A 16,680-nucleotide genomic window follows, 5' to 3' on the forward strand; every position below is an offset into this window, starting at 1 on the left:
GGTGGGCGGAGGTCGGCGCGACGCGCTCAGATCTCTTCGACGACGATGTTGCGATTGGTGTAGATGCAGACGTCGCCGGCGATGTTCAACGCCTCGGTGACGATGTCGCGCGCTTCGAGCGCGGTGTGGCCGATCAACGCGCGCGCGGCCGACAGCGCGTACGCGCCACCCGAACCGATCGCCACGATGCCGTCCTCCGGCTCGATCACATCGCCGGTACCGGACACGATCAGCGACGTTTCCTTGTCGGCGACGCACAGCAATGCTTCGAGCTTTCCGAGGCGACGCTCGGTGCGCCAGTCCTTGGCCATCTCGACCGCCGCGCGCGTCAGCTGGCCGTGCTTCTCCAGCTTGGCTTCGAACAGCTCGAACAGCGTGAACGCATCGGCGGCCGCACCCGCGAAACCCGCGAGCACCTGGCCGTCGCGACCGAGTCGTCGCACCTTGCGCGCGTTGGCTTTCATCACGGTGTTGCCGAGCGTGACCTGGCCGTCGCCGCCGACGGCGACATGGCCATTGCGACGCACCGACAGGATGGTCGTCGCGTGGAAGACGTTGGGATTCTGGCTGGGGTCCATGCGGTCTCCGGAGCGGACCGCGGACGCGGTCGGTTACCGGCAGCGCCGGCGTTCAACGGAGATGAGGGTCGCCCGTGCGGTGTTCAAGCGCTGTCGTCGGGCGTCTCGGCCTTGCGCCGCCGAGCGCGCGGGTGCGCGGCGTCGTAGACCTTCGCGAGGTGCTGGTAGTCGAGATGCGTGTAGATCTGCGTGGTCGAGAGGTCCGCGTGGCCGAGCAGTTCCTGCACGCCGCGAAGGTCGCCGGAGGATTCGAGGATGTGGCTGGCGAACGAGTGCCGCAGCATGTGCGGGTGCACCTGCTTGAACAGTCCCTGCCGTTCGGCGAGCTGACGCACGCGCAGCTGCACCGCGCGCGTGGTGATGGGTGCGCCGCCGCGGCCCGGGAACACGGCATCGTCGGATTTCGCGCCGGTGGATGCGCGCCAGTCGATGAGCGCCGCGCGCGCATGCGAACCGATCGGCACGGTGCGCTCGCGCCGGCCCTTGCCGTGCACGGTCACGAGGCTGTCGTCGAGGTCGATCTGCGCCCAGCGCAGGCCGCACAGTTCCGACACGCGCAGGCCGGACGAATAGAACAGTTCGAGCAGTGCGCGATCGCGCAGGCCGAGCGGTGCGTCGACCGGCGTTTCGACCAGCGTCTTCGCTTCGTCCGGGTCGAGCACGCGTGGCAGTTTGCGCGGCGCTTTCGGCGCACGCAGGCCGGCGACGGGATTCGCGGCGATATGCGCGTGGCGCAGCATCCAGCCGAAGTAGCTGCGACACGCGGACAGCCGCCGTTGCAACGTTTTCGGCGCACAGCCGCGGCGGTGTTCGTCGGCGATGAACGCGCGCAGGTGTTCGCCGTCGAGTGCTTCGATCGCGATCGATCGCGGCGTGGTCCATGCGACCAGCGACGTCAGGTCGCGGCGATACGCATCCAGCGTGTGCACGGACACCTGGCGTTCGCCCGCGAGATGCGCGAGGAACGCATCGACGGACGCCGGCATCGCGACGTCCGCGGTGGCGACGTCAGTCGACATACCTCGACAGCGCCGCGCCGAGCGACTCGCCCATCATGCGCAGGAACAGCGTGCCCATGCCGGGATAGAAACGGTTGGGATCGCGGCTGCCGACCGCGATCATGGCGAAGCCCTGCGCCGAGAACAGCGCGGTGGACTGCGCATCGTCGACGCGATCGCCGTACAGCACGTCCTGCTTTGCCGGCTGCAGGCGACCGCACAGCGGTTCGTCGCCCGCGAGGAAATCGGCGAACGGCTTGAAGCGCATGTCGCCGGGGCCGATCACGTCGAGCCAGTCGCCGGCTTCGACGCCGTCGATCGGCTTGAGCAGCACGATGCGCACGAGGTCGCCGCTGAAATCCTCGGCGAGCGACGCCGCCATTGCGCGCAGCGTGTCCGCCGCGTTCGTCTGCCGCATCAGCCCCAGCGTGAGCTGGTGGATGCGCACCGACAGGCGTTCGTTTTCCTGCGCGTTCGCGAACAGTTCCTGCAGCCGACGCGTGAGTTCGCGGTTCTTCTCGCGCAGCACTTCGAGCTGGTAGCTCGCCAGCGACGCGGCCGGGCCCGATTCGCGCGGCACCACCAGCGACGCGGCGAGGTCCGGGAACTGCCGCAGGAAGTCGGGATGCCGCCGCAGCCACGTCGCGACTTCGTGCGCGCCGAGTTTTTCGCTGGTGTCAGTCATTCGAGCCAATCTCCTTCGAAAACGAATGCCGCCGGGCCGGTCATCGCGACGGACGCGTCGTCGTCCGGCCACTCGATGCGCAACGTGCCGCCAGGCAGCGCGATGTCGACCGCGCGCTCGATCCAGCCACGACGCATCGCGGTCACCGCCGCCGCGCAGGCGCCGCTGCCGCAAGCCAGCGTTTCGCCGACGCCGCGCTCGAACACGCGCAGGCGCAGATGGGTGCGATCGACGACCTGCACGACGCCGACGTTCACGGAATCGGGAAACGCGGCGCTGGCCTGCAAGGCCGGGCCGAGTGTTTCGACCGGTGCGGTGTCGACATCGTCGACGCGGACCACCGCGTGCGGGTTGCCCATCGATACGGCGGAAAAACGGACGGCGCGACCATCGATGTCAACGCCGTACTCGTCCGCGACGTCAAAACCGGCGAGCGGAACGTCCGCCGGATCGAAGCGCGGGCGGCCCATGTCGAGGCGCACGCGATCGGCGTCGACGAACTCGACGGCATGGCGACCGGCGGGGCTGGTGACTTCGAAGCGATCGGCGAGTGGCGTCCCGCGCGCGGTCGCATCGCGACGCAGCCACGCGGCGACACAGCGCGCGCCATTGCCGCACTGGCCGGCGCGGCTGCCGTCGGCGTTGAAGATGCCGTAGCGCGCGACCACGCCGGGTGCGTCGGCGGGTTCGATGGTCAGGATCTGGTCGCAGCCGACGCCGGTGTGGCGGTCGGCGATCGCGCGGCACAGGGCCGGCGACGGTGGATCGCGGCCGTCGCGCAGGTCGAGCACGACGAAGTCGTTGCCCGCGCCGTGCATCTTGGAAAACCGCATGGCGTTATCGCTGCGGTGTCGGGCTCGGCGGCGGCGGGGCGTCGCCCGCGTCGGTACCGTTGCCCTGCGGCGGCGTCGCGTTCTGCGTGTCGTTCAGCGTCTCCGGCGTCGGCGGTGTGGCCGGCGGCGACTCGGCGGGCGGCGCCTGTTCGGGCGGCGGCGCGGTCGGCAGGATCAGCGGGCCCTTGTTGCCGCAGGCGGCCAGACCGAGGGACAGGAGGGCGACGACGAGGATTCGGGGCTTCATGCGGCGAGTGTAGCGCGTGGCCGCGACGCCTCCGTGCTCACGCCGACGCGGGCATCACCACCACGCCATCGCGACGGCCGCGAAGGGCGCGTCGCGCGGCCAAGGCGATCGGCACGCCGAACAGCAGCGTGTGCGAGGCGAGGTCGAGCACCGTCGCCAGCGGCTTGAACGTGACCGGGCGCGGATAGGCCGACAGCGGCAACACCGCGAGCCGCATCACCAGGAACACGACCACGCCGAACGCAATGCCGGCGACGAGCGGGTGCGTGACCAGCGCCGGCATGCGCCGTGCGGCGAACAGGAACAACCCCGCCCACAGCAACGCGAGTCCGAAATGCGAGACGAGGCCAATCGCCGCGGTCGACAGGCCACCTTCGTAGGCCGCGTTGCCCAGCCAGCCACTGGCGATGGTCTGCAGCACGCGTTCCGGGCCGACACCGTTGGCACCGGCGAAGCAGAGCGCGAAGGTCAGGTCGAGCAGACCGGCGAGCAGGCCGCCGGCAAGGATCGGGCGCAGGGACGGCTTGGACATCGGGCACTCCGCGGTCGGCGAAACGATGCGCCACCCTGCCATCGCGAACGAGTCGGCGGCGACCGTGCGTCGGGTCGCCGCGCGTTGCGTCGTCGCGTTACTTGGTCGCGGGTTCCGCCACGCCGAGGCGGTCGAGCGCGAACGCGTACATCTCGGCGAGTTCGCGGTAACGACGGAAGCGCCCCGACTTGCCGCCGTGGCCCGCATCCATGTTGGTGCGGAACAGCACCGGCGCGTCGGCGGTGTTGAGATCGCGCAGGCGGGCGACGTACTTCGCCGGCTCCCAGTACTGCACCTGCGAATCCCACAGCCCGGTGCCGACGAACATCGCCGGATAGGCCTGCTTCGACAGGTTGTCGTAGGGCGAGTACGACAGCATGTAGTCGTAGAAGTCCTTCTTCTCCGGATTGCCCCACTCGTCGTATTCGTTGGTGGTGAGCGGGATGGTCGGGTCGAGCATCGTCGTCACCACGTCCACGAACGGCACCTGCGAGAGGATCAGGCGGTATTTGTCCGGCGCCATGTTCGAGATCGCGCCCATCAGCAGGCCACCGGCGCTGCCACCGTACGCGGCGACGCGATCCTTCGCGGCGTAGCCCTCTTTCACCAGCACGTCGGTGACGTCGATGAAGTCGGTGAAGGTGTTCTTCTTGTTGAACAGCTTGCCCGCCTCGTACCAGCGACGCCCCATCTCCTCGCCACCGCGGATGTGCGCAATCGCGTAGACCATGCCGCGGTCGAGCAGGCTCACCACCGGCAGGTTGAAGTTCGGGTCCATCGACGCGCCGTAACTGCCGTAGCCGTACTGCAGCAGCGCGGCGGTGCCGTCCTTCCTGAAGCCCTTGCGATAGACGATCGACACCGGGATCTTGGTGCCATCGCGCGCGGTGGCCCACACGCGTTCGGTGACGTACTTCGATGCGTCGAAGCCGATCACCGGTTGCTGCTTGAGCAACGTGCGCTCGTTCGTCCGCACGTTCACTTCGTACGTCGTCGCCGGGGTGGTGAGCGAGGTGTAGGTATAGCGCAGCCAGTCCGTCTCGGGCTCGGCGTTCGTCGACAGGCCCATGCTGTACGCCGGCTCGTCGGCCTTGACGTAGTCCTGCGTGCCGTCCGCCTTCAGCACGCGCAGGCGCTCGAGGCCGTCGGAGCGTTCGGCGATGACGGTGAAGTCGCGGAACAGCTCGAAGTCGTCGATGAAGACGTCGTCGCTGGTGGCGATCCACTCCTTCCATTCCTTGCGCGAACGCGCGTCGGTCGGCGCCGTCATCAGCTTGAAGTTCTTGGCGCCCGCCTCGTTCGTGCGGATCACCCAGCGGCCGTCGTAATGGTCGGCGCTGTATTCAACGTCGCGCTCCCGCGGCGCGAGCACGAAGAACTCCTTCGGATCCGCGGCCGGCGCGCAGCGCATTTCGTCGGAGACGGTGCTGCTCATCGAGATGCAGATGAAGCGGTCGTCGCGTGTGCGCTCGATGCCCATGTAGAAGCTGTCGTCTTCTTCCTCGTAGACGACGGGATCGTTCGCGACCGGCGTGCCCAGTACGTGCTTCTTCACGCGAACGGTGAGCAGCGTTTCCGGGTCGTTCTCGATGTAGAAGACGGTGCGGTTGTCGTCGGCCCAGACGATGTCGGGCGACACGCCATGGATCTCGTCGGGATAGACCTCGCCGGTCTCGATGTTCTTGAACCGCACGATGTACTGGCGGCGGCCGACCGTGTCGTCAGCGTAGGCGAGCAGGCGGTTGTCCTCGCTGACCTCGTAGATGCCGACGCTGTAGTAGTCGTGGCCGTGCGCGAGCGCGCTGACGTCGAGCAGCACCTGCTCGTCGGCGAAGTCGCCGGCGTCGTTCGCCTGCTGGATCGACGCGGCGCTCAGGCCCTGCGCGTCTCGGCGTCGCGCATGCACCGGATAGTCCTTGCCGGGCTCGAAGCGCGAGTAGTACCACCAGCCCTTGTGACGGAACGGCACCGAGCTGTCGTCCTGCTTGATGCGGCCCACGATCTCGTCGTACAGGCGATCCTCGAGCGGCTTGAGTGGCTGCATGTACGCGTCGACGTAGGCGTTCTCGGCCTTGAGGTAGTCGAGCATCTCGGGGTTCTTGCGCTTGTCGTCGCGCAGCCAGTAGTACTCGTCCTGCCGCTCGGCGCCGAACGGCGTTTTCACGACGTGCGGCTTTTTCGCGGCGTCGGGTGCGGCGGGCAGGTCTGCGGCGTGATTCGTCGTCGTCATGAGCGCGAGGGCCAGGAACGTCAGGAAGGCGCGCATTGTGCGGGTCCTTTCGACAAAGAAAAGAAAAGGCCGCCCGAAGGCGGCCGTACGGTTATCCGGTTTCGCGCGGGGCCGTCACTTCGCGGCCAGCGTCGACCACAGGAAGGTGTAGGCCAGTGCGTTCATGTGCGCCAGCTGCGCGTTGTCCGCCGCGCCACCGTGGCCGCCCTCGATGTTCTCGTAGTAGCGCACGTTCTTGCCGGCATCGAGCATCTTCGCGGCCATCTTGCGCGCGTGCGCGGGATGCACGCGGTCGTCGCGCGTGGACGTCATGAACAACGTCGGCGGATAGCTCTTCGCCGGGTCGAACAGGTGATACGGCGAGAAGTGCTGGATGAAGTCCCAGTCCGCGGTGTCGGGATCCCCGTACTCGGCCATCCACGACGCGCCGGCCAGCAGATGGCTGTAGCGCTTCATGTCGAGCAGCGGTACCTGCACGACGATCGCACCGAACAGCTCCGGATACTGCGTGAGCATGTTGCCCATCAGCAGGCCGCCGTTGCTGCCGCCCTGGATGCCGAGATGCTTGGGCGAGGTGACGCCGCGTGCGATCAAGTCCTGCGCGACCGCCGCGAAATCCTCGTAGGCCTTGTGGCGGTTGGCCTTGAGCGCGGCCTGGTGCCAGCGCGGGCCGTACTCGCCGCCGCCGCGGATGTTGGCGACCACGTAGACGCCGCCCTTCTCCAGCCAGCCCTTGCCGACGCCTCCGGAATACGCGGGCGTCAGCGAGATCTCGAAACCGCCGTAGCCGTACAGCAACGTCGGCGTGCTGCCGTCGGGCTTCATGTCCTTGGGGTGGACGATGAAGTACGGCACCTTCGTGCCGTCCTTCGACGTCGCGAAGTGCTGTTCGATCACATCCTTCGACGCGTCGAAGAACGTCGGCATCGTCTTCAGCACTTCGGGCTGCTGGCCGATGGTCGCGAGCGAGAGCGTGGTCGGCGTGAGGTAGTCCGTCGCCGTCAGCCACACCGCGTCGCTGTCGTCGGGATCGACCGCGGTGACGCCGAGCGTGCCGAACGCCGGCGCGCCGGTGAATTCGCGGCGTGCCCAACCGTTTTGCAGCGGGGTCAGCACGCTCAGGCGGTTCTTGACGTCCTCGAGCACGTTGAGCACGAGGTGGTGGCGCGTCCACGTGACGCTCGCCAGCGAGTTGTGCTCGTCAGGCGCGAACAGCACCTCGAAGTCGCGCTTGCCCGCCATGAAGTCGTCGAACTTCGTGACCAGCAGGCTGCCGGCGGCGTAGGTCGTGCCGTTGACGGTGTACGGGTCGCGCAGTTCCAGCGTGAGCCATTCGCGGTGCACGTTCTTCTGCGCGGAGTTCGGCGCGTCGACCTTGGCGAGCGTGCCGTCCTTGCGGCGCAGGTACAGCTCATCGTTGTAGAAGGCGATGGTGCGGCTGACGAAATCGCGCTCGAAGCCCGGTGTGCTGTCGTGCAGCGCCGCGATGTACATGTCGTCGCTGGTGCCTTCGTACACCGTCTTCGCCGATGCGAGCGGCGTGCCGCGCGTCCACTCCTTGGCGATGCGCGGATAGCCCGACGGCGTCATCGAGCCCGCGCCGAAGTCGGTGTACACGTAAACGTGGTCGCGATCGATCCAGTCGAGGCCGCCCTTGGCTTCGGGACGGAAAAAGCCGCCCTGGACGAACGACTTGGTCGTCAGGTCGAACTCGCGGGTGACGTCGGCATCGGCGCCGCCATTCGACAGCGCGACCAGGCAGAGCCGGTCGTCGGGCTTGAGGCAGTTCGCGCCGTGGAACACCCACTTGGCGTTCTCGACCTTGTTGAGCGCATCGATGTCGAGCACCGTTTCCCACTGTGGGTGCGGCTTGCGGTATTCGTCGAGCGTGGTGCGACGCCAGACGCCGCGCTCGTGCTGCGCGTCCTTCCAGAAGTTGTAGTAGTACGCGCCGATCTTCTCGACCGCGGGAATCTTCGCGTCCGAATCGAGGATCGCGCGGATGTCGCCTTCGAGCTGCTTGAACTGCGGCGTCGTGGCGAGTTCGGACTCGGTCCTGGCGTTGTGCTCGCGCACCCACGCGAGCGGGCGCTCGCCGGTGACGTCTTCGAGCCAGAGATAGGGATCGGGGGTCTGCACGGCGGCCTCCTGCGCGCTAGCAGCGCCTGCGGTGGCCAGTACGGCAGTGAGCAACACTCCGGTCGTACGTCGCGTCATCGTCGGCGGGTTTTCGGGAAAGCCCGGACGCTAGCACAGCCGCCGGAGGCGGCTCGGGCGCGGGTCACGCCGCGCGACGTGCCTCCGTGCGACGCGCCGGGCGCGCGCGGCGACGCGCCTGCGGCCGGGTGCGCCGCGATGTCGAGCTGATGGAAACGGGCTCCAGCTCCGCCGCGCGGCGTGGCAACGCGAAGCCATGCAGCCCCCACCACGCCACCGCCGGCATGCCGACCAGCCACATCGGCAACCAGCCGAACGCCGACATGCCGCGTGCGGCGGGCAGCAACGTCACCAGCACGGCGCCGATCGCCAGCGCGGTGCAGAGGACTTCGTCGAGGAGGGACAACGGGGCGCGGGCTTCGGTCGACATGGCGATGGCTGCAGAAGACGGGAGGCCACCATCGGCGGGCGGGGTCTCACGGGCTGCGATGCCGGATCCCGGTCGACGGACGGCTCGGAGCGACGCCGCCGCGAGCGGTCCGCGCACGGCGGATCGCGACGCACGCCCCTGCATCGCGACCGATCAATCGGAGAATCGCGACCGGGCCGTCGACCCGATCGCCTCAGCGCCCGTACTTGCCAAGCGAGAGCTCGAGATGGGTGATGGCCTGCTGCCGAAGCGCCGCCGGCTCGATGATCTCGGCGTCGGCGCCGTAGTGCATGACGTCCATCAGCAGCTCGCGCTCGTTGCTGTAGGGCACTTTCAGCTCGAAACGGCCGTCGGGCAGGAAACGGCCCTGCTGCTGCGAATGCCAGTGCTCGTCGGCCACCCAGCGTGCGGCCTTGGGCGAGAACACGATCGTCGCCCAGCCCTTGGGTGCGCCGCTGAAGATGCCGTAGCTCGACGACAGCTGGCGATCGAGCTCCTCGTCGGGCACGTCCTTCGCCGGGTCGTCGGACACCTTCGCGCTCTGGATGCGGTCGACCGCGAAACTGCGCAGCGCTTCGCGCTCGTGGTCCCAGGCGTCGAGGTACCAGTTCTCGCGGTAGTGCGTGAGGCGCTGCGGCGACACGATGCGCCGGGTCTTCTCGTCGGTCGAACGCGCGCGGTAGTCGAACACCAGCTGGCGGCGATCGAGCACGGCGGTGGCGACGTTGCGGAAACTCGCTTCGTCCAGGCGACGGCGACGGTGCGGAATGACGCGCACCCGCTCCACCGGCACTCGCCGTCCGCCGGCATGTTCGCCCAGGAGTTTCTCGATGCGCTGCTGCAACGGTGCGAGCGCGTTCGACAGCACGCCTCCGCCGGAGCGCACCAGCAGCTGCTGCGCCGCGAGCAGCGAATACAGCTCTTCCGACGACAGCCAGAGGCCGGGCAGCTCGAAGCGCGTGCCGTCGCTGTGGTCGTAGCGGAAGCCGGCCTCGCCGTTGCCCTGCACGGGCGCCATCAGGTAGTCGCGCAGGTAGGCGAGGTCGCGATAGACCGTGGCCCGCGAGCACTGCAGCTCTTCCTGCAGGCGTTGCACCGTCACCGGATAGCGCGAGGCGCTGAGGATGCGGTGCAGGGCGTGGATGCGTTCGATGCGTTCCATTCGGGCTCGAAGTCTTGGGGCCGGGGCCGATGCCAAGCATGGCACTGCCGTCGCGCCAGCGGCTAGGGCCGGCCGGGGCGCAGTCTCGACGCGGCGGCGGTCGCGGGATGTGAAAGGTTGGGTGTGAACGACAGGGCGGCGGCGCGGTGGCTCTCGGGCACAATGTCGCGATGCGAGGCCCATCAGAACCGGTGATCGACACGTCCCCGACGCCCGGCGACGAGGTCCGCACCACCACCTGCTACATGTGCGCCTGCCGCTGCGGAATCAAGGTCTGGCTGCAGGACGGCCGCATCCGCTACATCCAGGGCAACCCCGAACACCCGGTCAACAAGGGCGTGCTTTGCGCCAAGGGCTCGGCCGGGATCATGCAGCACTACTCCCCTGCCCGGCTCTCGCGGCCGCTCAAGCGCGTGGGCGAACGCGGCGCGGGCGAGTTCGAAGAGATCAGCTGGGACGAGGCGCTGGAGCTCGCGACTTCCTGGCTCGCGCCGATCCGCGAGCGCAACCCCGACGAGCTCGCCTTCTTCACCGGCCGCGACCAGAGCCAGGCACTGACCGGCTGGTGGGCGCAGCAGTTCGGCACGATCAACTACGCGGCGCACGGCGGCTTCTGCTCGGTGAACATGGCCGCGGGCGGGCTGTACACGCTGGGCGGCAGCTTCTGGGAATTCGGCGAGCCGGACTGGGAGCGCACGCGCTACCTGATGCTGTGGGGCGTCGCCGAAGACCACGACTCCAACCCGATCAAGCTCGGCCTCGGCCATCTGAAAGCCAGCGGCGCGAAGATCGTCTCGGTCAACCCGGTGCGCACCGGCTATGGCGCGATCGCGGACGAATGGATCGGCATCCGCCCCGGCACCGACGGCCTGTTCGCGTTCGCACTGATCCATGAGCTGCTGCGCACCGACCGCATCGATCTCGACTACCTCGTGCGCTACACGAACGCGCACTGGCTGGTGATCCGCGATCCGGGCGCAGCGGATGACGGGTTGTTCGCACGCGACGCCGAAGGTCGCGCACTTTGCTTCGACCGCGCGACCTCATCGCTCGTCGACGCGAACTCGATCGACGTGCAACCCGCGGTCGTCGGCGAACACACATTGGCCGATGGCCGCACCGCGGTGCCGTCGTTCCAGCTGCTCGCCGAGCGTTATCTCGATCAGCAGTACGCGCCGGACGCGGTGAGCGAACGCTGCGGCATCCCCGCCGACACCATCCGCCGCATCGCGCGCGAACTGGCCGAAAACGCGTTCGACCACGAACTGCGCCTGCCGATCGCATGGACCGATGCCTGGGGCCGCGAACATTCCGAGATGGTCGGCCGCCCGGTGTCGATGCATGCGATGCGCGGCATCAGCGCGCACAGCAACGGCTTCCACACCTGCCGCGCGCTGCATGTGCTGCAGCTGCTGCTCGGTGCGGTCGATACGCCCGGCTCGTTCCGCTACCAGCCGCCGTTCCCGAAGCCGATCCCACCGCCGAACCGACCGGGCCGCACGCGTCAGGCGAACGGCGTGCTCGACGCCGCACCGCTGGGTTTCGTGCACGGCCCGGACGACCTACTCGTCGACGAGAACGGCGAGCCGCGCCGCATCGACCACGCGTTCTCGTGGAACTATCCGCTGGCCGCGCACGGGATGATGCACACCGTCATCCGCAACGCGTGGTCGGGCAATCCGTACAAGATCGACACGCTCATGATGTTCATGGCGAACATGAGCTGGAATTCGTCGATGAACACATCGGAGACGATCCGCTGGCTCACCGACAAGGATGACAACGGCGAGTACCGCATCCCGCGCATCATCTATTGCGATGCGTTCTCGTCGGAGATGGTGGCGTACGCCGACCTCGTGTTCCCCGACCCGACGTATCTCGAACGTTTCGACTCGATCAGCCTGCTCGACCGCCCCATCTCCGACGCCGACGGCGCGGCCGACGCGATCCGCCATCCGCTGTTCGACCCGGCGACGCAGCACGATTCCGAGGATCGTCCGCGCGACGTGCGCGGCTTCCAGAGCGTGCTGATCGACCTCGGCGCGCGACTCGGCCTGCCCGGCCTGGTCAACGACGACGGCATGCCGCGCTACCGCGACTACGCCGACTACATCGTGCGCCACGAACGCGCGCCAGGCGTCGGCCTGCTCGCCGGCTGGCGCGGTGCGGACGGCTCGCTCGAAGCCAAGGGCGCGCCGAACCCGGCGCAGCTCGATGCCTACATCGCGAACAACGGGTTCTGGCGCAGCGAGATCCCCGAGCACGCACGCTTCTTCAAGATGGCCAATCGCGGCTATCTCGAATGGGCGCAGCAGATGGGCTTCCTTGGCAGCACGCAGCCGATCGTGTTGCAGCTGTATTCGGAAACGCTGCAGAAGTTCCGTCTTGCTGCGCAGGGACACGGTGCGAACGTGCCGCCGCCGCAGCATCGCGAACGCGTCGCCACCTATTTCGATCCGCTGCCGATCTGGTACGAGCCGTTCGAACAGGCGCAGCAGGGCGATGCCGGCGATCGCGAATTCCCGCTCAGCGCGATCACGCAGCGCCCGATGTTCATGTACCACGCCTGGCATTCGCAGAATGCGTGGCTGCGGCAGATCGCGTCGCGCAACTATCTCTACCTGCATCCCGATACCGCCACGCGCCACGGCATAAAGGATGAGGACTGGATCGATGTCACCTCGCACCACGGCACCATCACCGTGCAGGCGAAGACGGCGTCGAACGTGCAGCCCGACACCGTGTGGACCTGGAACGCGATCGGCAAGCGCCGTGGCGCGTGGAAGTTGCCGAAGGACACGCCGGAAGCCACCAAGGGCTTCCTGATGAACCACCTGATTTCCGACATCACGCCGCACGGCGATTACGCGAATGCCGATCCGGTCACCGGGCAGGCGGCGTGGTTCGACCTGCGCGTGCGCATTGCACCAAGTGCGATCGTCGATGGCCAGTCGCGGCCGCAGTTCGCTTCGATTCCGCATGCGCCGGTCGACGACGCGCCGCTGCGCTACGGCGCCGACTTCCGTCGTCAGCGCGACACCCGCGAGGCGTCATGACACCACGAAAGATCATCGGCTACGCGCTGGTCGCGCTCGGTTTCCTGCTGATCATCCTGCTCGGCTACGGCGTGATCGAGCCCTTCGGCGACGTGTCGAAGGCGAACGATATCGGCGGCCTGATGCGCGTGGTCGCGCCAAGTTTCCTGATCCCGCTGGCGATCTTCCTGGTCGGCATCGCTCTGGCGCGCGGAGGGCGTCGCCGGTGACCATGCTGCCGCCTCCGACGCCGAAGAAGCTCGGCCTGGTCATCGACCTCGACACCTGCGTCGGCTGCCACGCCTGCGCGGTGAGCTGCAAGGAGTGGAACGCGGGCGGTTTCGCCGCGCCGCTGCCGGACGAGAAGCCCTACGGCGACAAACCGACGGGCGTCTGGTTCAACCGCGTGCACAGTTACGAGCTCGCCGCGGTGCTGGTCGACGATGCGACGCCGGCGCCCGTGGTATCGGATACGACGATGCGCGACGCGAAGCCGTCGTGTGGCTCGATGTCGATCGTCGCGGAAGCCGCGCAACCGGCGATGACGCTGCATTTCCCGCGCTCGTGCCTGCATTGCGAGGAGCCCGCGTGCGTGACCGTCTGCCCGACCGGCGCCAGCTACAAGCGCGCGGAAGACGGCATCGTGCTGGTCGACGAAGACAAGTGCATCGGCTGCAAGCTCTGCTCGTGGGCCTGTCCATACGGCGCGCGCGAATACAGCGCGGTCGAAGGCGTGATGAAGAAATGCACGCTGTGCATCGACCGCATCTACAACGAGAACCTGCCGGAAGCCGAGCGCCAGCCCGCCTGCGTGCAGGCCTGCCCGACGCGCGCGCGCCACTTCGGTGACCTCGCCGATCCGGAGTCGAAGGTGTCGAAGCTGGTCGCCGAACGCGGCGGTGTCGACCTGATGGCGTCGCTCGGCTACAAGCCGACCAACAAGTACCTGCCCCCGCGCCCGCGACGTGCCGCAGACGCCGCGCCGGTCGTCGCCGAAACGCTGTACACGCAGGCGCTGCCGCCGGTGCTGCGCTGGCTCGACCGCGTGCTGTCGCGCTGAGGTCCGGATGCACCCTGCACTGTCCGTCATCTTCTTCACCACGCTGTCCGGGCTCGGCTACGGACTGCTCGCATGGAGCGGGTTGGCCGCGCTGGTCGGTACGTCGCCACGCACGCTGCTCGGCGCGCTGGTGCTCGGAATGCTGATGTCGATCGCGGGCCTGCTGTGCTCGGTCGGGCACCTCGGCAAACCACTGCGCGCCTGGCGCGCGTTCTCGCAATGGCGCACGTCGTGGCTGTCGCGCGAGGGCGTGGTGTCGCTCGCGACGTTCGTGCCGGCGCTGATGCTCATCGCGGCGTTGCTGCCACGGTTCGTCGCGACGGGCATGGGCGCCATGCCCGAAGCGGCGGGCGTCGTGCTCGCAGGCGCGGCCGTTCTGCTGGTGATCGGCGCGCTCGCCACCGTCTACTGCACGTCGATGATCTACGCGTCGCTCAAGCCGATTCCGGCGTGGACGCATCGCGCGGTCGCGCCGGTCTACCTGCTGTTCGCGGTGACGACAGGGGGCCTCGCGTTCCTCACGTTGCGCGCGATCTTCGGCGCGTCGCCCTCGCGCATGGCGCTGCTGCTCGCGGTGGTCGGCCTCGGCGCGCTCGCGCTCCTGAAACAGCGCTACTGGAACGCGATCGACAGCACGCCGCTGCCGGTAACGCGGGGAGACGCCGTCGGCCTTCCGCAACGCGACGTCACCGTGTTCGAGCGCCCGCACACCGAGGGCAACTTCGTGACGCGCGAGATGGTGTTCGTGCTCGCGCGCAAGCATGCGACGCCGTTGCGTGCACTTGCCATCGTCGCCTTCGCGATGGTGCCTGCGCTGGCGCTCTCGCTTGCCTGGGTACTGCCGTTCGCCGCTATCGCACTGCTCGTCATCGCGACGCTCAGTGCACTGCTCGGCGCGCTGGTCGAACGCTGGCTGTTCTTCGCGGAAGCCAGACACGTGGTGTCGCTGTACTACTGAGGCGGGCGCGGCGCGCGTCGTCGATGCCATCCATCGCCACCGGAGGAACGTGATGTCCGACGAAACCCTTATCCGCGCACTTATCCAGCGCTGGCACGCCGCCACGGCCGCCGGCGACGTGGACACCGTGCTGACGCTGATGACCGAGGACGCCGAGTTCATCGTGCCGGGAAAGCCGCCCATGAAAGGCCGGCGCGCGTTCGAAACCGGCCTGCGTTCGCTGCTGCAAACGCACCGCATCACGTCCAGCGGCGACGTGCAGGAAGTGCGCGTGTCCGGCGACCTCGCGTTCGCGGTCACCCGCCTTTCGGTGCGCGTGGCGCCGATCGAGGGCGACGGCAATGGCACGTCGCGGTCGGGCTACGCGCTGTCGATCTTCGCGCGCCAACCGAACGGCGACTGGCAGCTCGTGCGCGACGCGAACCTGCTGCCGGCGCCGGGCTGACCCTGCGCAAAACGTGCCTGGTCGGGCGACGTCTCAGGACACGAACGCGCCGGTATCCGGTTCCGAAGACGACGCGATGAGTTCCGCGGCGCCGTGCGCAAGCAGGTCGCGCGCGACGTGTTCACCGAGCGCCTCCGGCGCGTGGACATCGCCATCCGCCGACGCGCGCACGTGGCGGCCATCGAGCGCGGAACCGACCAGCCCTTCGAGGTGCATGCGCGTGCCGTCAAGCACGGCGAACGCGGCGACCGGTACGTGGCAGCTGCCGTGCAGCGCGCGGTTCATCGCGCGCTCCGCGTCGACGCAGGCGCGCGTCGTCGCGTCGTTGAGCGCGGCGAACAGTGCGATCGTCGCGGCGTCGTCCGTTCGACATTCGATGGCGATCGCGCCCTGCGCGGGCGCCGGCAACCAGTCGGGCGCGGCCAGGCGCGCGCGGATGCGGTCGTCGAAGCCGAGACGCTGCAGGCCGGCGCAAGCCAGCACGATGGCGTCGTAGTCGCCGGCGTCGAGTTTGGCCAGGCGCGTGTTCACGTTGCCGCGCAGGTCGCGCAGCACGAGGTCGGGACGACGTGCGCGCAGCTGCGCCTGCCGACGCAGCGACGACGTGCCGACCACCGCAGCCTGCGGCAGTGCGTCGACACCGTCGAAACGGTTGCTGACGAACGCATCGGCGTAATCGGCGCGCGCGAGGATCGCCGGCAGCGTGAAACCCGGCTCCAGGTCCATTGGCACGTCTTTCAGCGAATGCACGGCGCAGTCGGCGTCGCCGCGCAGCATCGCGAGCTCGAGCTCCTTCAGGAACAGGCCCTTGCCACCGATGGCGGCGAGCGAACGGTCCAGCACTTCATCGCCGCGCGTGCTCATAGGCACGAGTTCGACGATCAGGCCGGGATGCGCGGCGCGCAGGCGCTCGGCGACGTGTTCGGTCTGCCAGAGCGCGAGCGGGCTCTTGCGGGTGGCGATTCGGAGCACGCCGGGCGTCGGGGAAGAAGTCACCGCGGCATTGTCGCGGATCGGGCGGCGCGGCCCAACCGCGATGCGTTCACGCCGTCAGCGCGGCCGGCTGGTGATGAGCGCGAGCATCGCGCCGACGAGTCCGACCAGCACCGCGCCCGCGACGCCATGACCGCGCAGCGCGCCCATGAACGCGCCGCAGCTGGCGCCGACCAGCGCGGCGATCGCGACAATGATGACGCGCGAGACGATTCGGTCGCGGGACGCGCCGTGGCTATCGGCCGCCTGCTGCACCCGGTGCATCGCGAGCAGGCGCTCGGCCGCGGCTTCGGCCTCGGCCGGGTCCAGGCGCGGCGGCGTGGACGGCGCGCCCACG

Annotated in this window: 17 protein-coding genes; 5 read left to right on the top strand and 12 right to left on the bottom strand. The window is 68.4% G+C overall.

Annotated elements, in window-relative coordinates:
* Positions 1 to 26: 26 nt before the first annotated feature.
* The 10 genes from hslV to ACKTTN_RS01980 all read right to left on the bottom strand — a co-directional run bounded on the left by hslV (position 27) and on the right by ACKTTN_RS01980 (position 9,852).
* Positions 27 to 578 carry an ATP-dependent protease subunit HslV gene (gene hslV, locus ACKTTN_RS01935; protein ID WP_407908187.1) on the bottom strand — a complete coding sequence of 184 codons (552 nt, stop codon included), beginning with the start codon at positions 576 to 578 and terminating at the stop codon, positions 27 to 29.
* An 83-nt stretch (positions 579 to 661) separates the two neighbouring features.
* Positions 662 to 1,597, bottom strand: coding sequence for a tyrosine recombinase XerC (gene xerC / locus ACKTTN_RS01940; protein ID WP_407908188.1), 936 nt, complete (start codon positions 1,595 to 1,597; stop codon positions 662 to 664).
* Positions 1,587 to 2,261: a DUF484 family protein gene (locus ACKTTN_RS01945; protein ID WP_407908189.1), complete on the bottom strand. Its 675-nt coding sequence runs from the start codon at positions 2,259 to 2,261 to the stop codon at positions 1,587 to 1,589. The genes xerC and ACKTTN_RS01945 overlap by 11 nt, the downstream gene beginning before the upstream one ends.
* The gene (dapF, locus tag ACKTTN_RS01950; RefSeq protein WP_407908190.1) at positions 2,258 to 3,094 is read right to left on the bottom strand and encodes a diaminopimelate epimerase; all 837 of its coding nucleotides are present in this window, start codon (positions 3,092 to 3,094) and stop codon (positions 2,258 to 2,260) included. Before dapF ends, ACKTTN_RS01945 begins: the two co-directional genes overlap by 4 nt.
* Positions 3,095 to 3,098: 4 nt before the next feature.
* Positions 3,099 to 3,341 (bottom strand): LPS translocon maturation chaperone LptM, encoded by a 243-nt coding sequence (gene lptM / locus ACKTTN_RS01955; protein ID WP_407908191.1) that lies wholly within the window; start codon positions 3,339 to 3,341, stop codon positions 3,099 to 3,101.
* A gap of 37 nt (positions 3,342 to 3,378) precedes the next feature.
* Complete coding sequence (locus tag ACKTTN_RS01960; protein WP_407908192.1) at positions 3,379 to 3,873, bottom strand: hypothetical protein; 495 nt, start codon at positions 3,871 to 3,873, stop codon at positions 3,379 to 3,381.
* Positions 3,874 to 3,970: 97 nt separating this feature from the next.
* Positions 3,971 to 6,139: a S9 family peptidase gene (locus tag ACKTTN_RS01965; RefSeq protein ID WP_407908193.1), complete on the bottom strand. Its 2,169-nt coding sequence runs from the start codon at positions 6,137 to 6,139 to the stop codon at positions 3,971 to 3,973.
* A gap of 78 nt (positions 6,140 to 6,217) precedes the next feature.
* Positions 6,218 to 8,320 carry a prolyl oligopeptidase family serine peptidase gene (locus ACKTTN_RS01970; RefSeq protein WP_407908194.1) on the bottom strand — a complete coding sequence of 701 codons (2,103 nt, stop codon included), beginning with the start codon at positions 8,318 to 8,320 and terminating at the stop codon, positions 6,218 to 6,220.
* Between the two features lie 64 nt (positions 8,321 to 8,384).
* A complete protein-coding gene (locus ACKTTN_RS01975) occupies positions 8,385 to 8,690 on the bottom strand; it encodes a hypothetical protein (protein ID WP_407908195.1) in 306 nt (101 codons plus the stop codon).
* Between the two features lie 193 nt (positions 8,691 to 8,883).
* On the bottom strand, positions 8,884 to 9,852 hold the full coding sequence (locus ACKTTN_RS01980; RefSeq protein ID WP_407908196.1) for a helix-turn-helix transcriptional regulator: 969 nt from the start codon (positions 9,850 to 9,852) through the stop codon (positions 8,884 to 8,886).
* A 170-nt stretch (positions 9,853 to 10,022) separates the two neighbouring features.
* Between ACKTTN_RS01980 and ACKTTN_RS01985 the strand changes: the two genes are divergently transcribed.
* The 5 genes from ACKTTN_RS01985 to ACKTTN_RS02005 are packed head-to-tail and all read left to right on the top strand — an operon-like array spanning position 10,023 to position 15,350.
* Entirely contained in the window at positions 10,023 to 12,908 is a 2,886-nt protein-coding gene (locus ACKTTN_RS01985) for a molybdopterin oxidoreductase family protein (protein ID WP_407908197.1), read from the top strand.
* Entirely contained in the window at positions 12,905 to 13,117 is a 213-nt protein-coding gene (locus tag ACKTTN_RS01990; protein WP_407908198.1) for a hypothetical protein, read from the top strand. The genes ACKTTN_RS01985 and ACKTTN_RS01990 overlap by 4 nt, the downstream gene beginning before the upstream one ends.
* 2 nt (positions 13,118 to 13,119) lie before the next feature.
* Positions 13,120 to 13,947 carry a 4Fe-4S dicluster domain-containing protein gene (locus ACKTTN_RS01995; RefSeq protein ID WP_407908697.1) on the top strand — a complete coding sequence of 276 codons (828 nt, stop codon included), beginning with the start codon at positions 13,120 to 13,122 and terminating at the stop codon, positions 13,945 to 13,947.
* A 7-nt stretch (positions 13,948 to 13,954) separates the two neighbouring features.
* A complete protein-coding gene (locus tag ACKTTN_RS02000) occupies positions 13,955 to 14,905 on the top strand; it encodes a dimethyl sulfoxide reductase anchor subunit family protein (protein WP_407908199.1) in 951 nt (316 codons plus the stop codon).
* A gap of 52 nt (positions 14,906 to 14,957) precedes the next feature.
* Entirely contained in the window at positions 14,958 to 15,350 is a 393-nt protein-coding gene (locus ACKTTN_RS02005) for a YybH family protein (protein WP_407908200.1), read from the top strand.
* Positions 15,351 to 15,383: 33 nt separating this feature from the next.
* Here the strand turns inward: ACKTTN_RS02005 and hemC are convergent, their stop codons facing one another.
* Complete coding sequence (gene hemC, locus ACKTTN_RS02010) at positions 15,384 to 16,322, bottom strand: hydroxymethylbilane synthase (RefSeq protein ID WP_407908698.1); 939 nt, start codon at positions 16,320 to 16,322, stop codon at positions 15,384 to 15,386.
* A 78-nt stretch (positions 16,323 to 16,400) separates the two neighbouring features.
* Complete coding sequence (locus ACKTTN_RS02015; RefSeq protein ID WP_407908201.1) at positions 16,401 to 16,679, bottom strand: hypothetical protein; 279 nt, start codon at positions 16,677 to 16,679, stop codon at positions 16,401 to 16,403.
* Between the last annotated feature and the right edge of the window lies 1 nt (position 16,680).

It is taken from the genome of Lysobacter claricitrinus, assembly GCF_045866565.1.
GTDB lineage: Bacteria > Pseudomonadota > Gammaproteobacteria > Xanthomonadales > Xanthomonadaceae > Cognatilysobacter > Cognatilysobacter claricitrinus.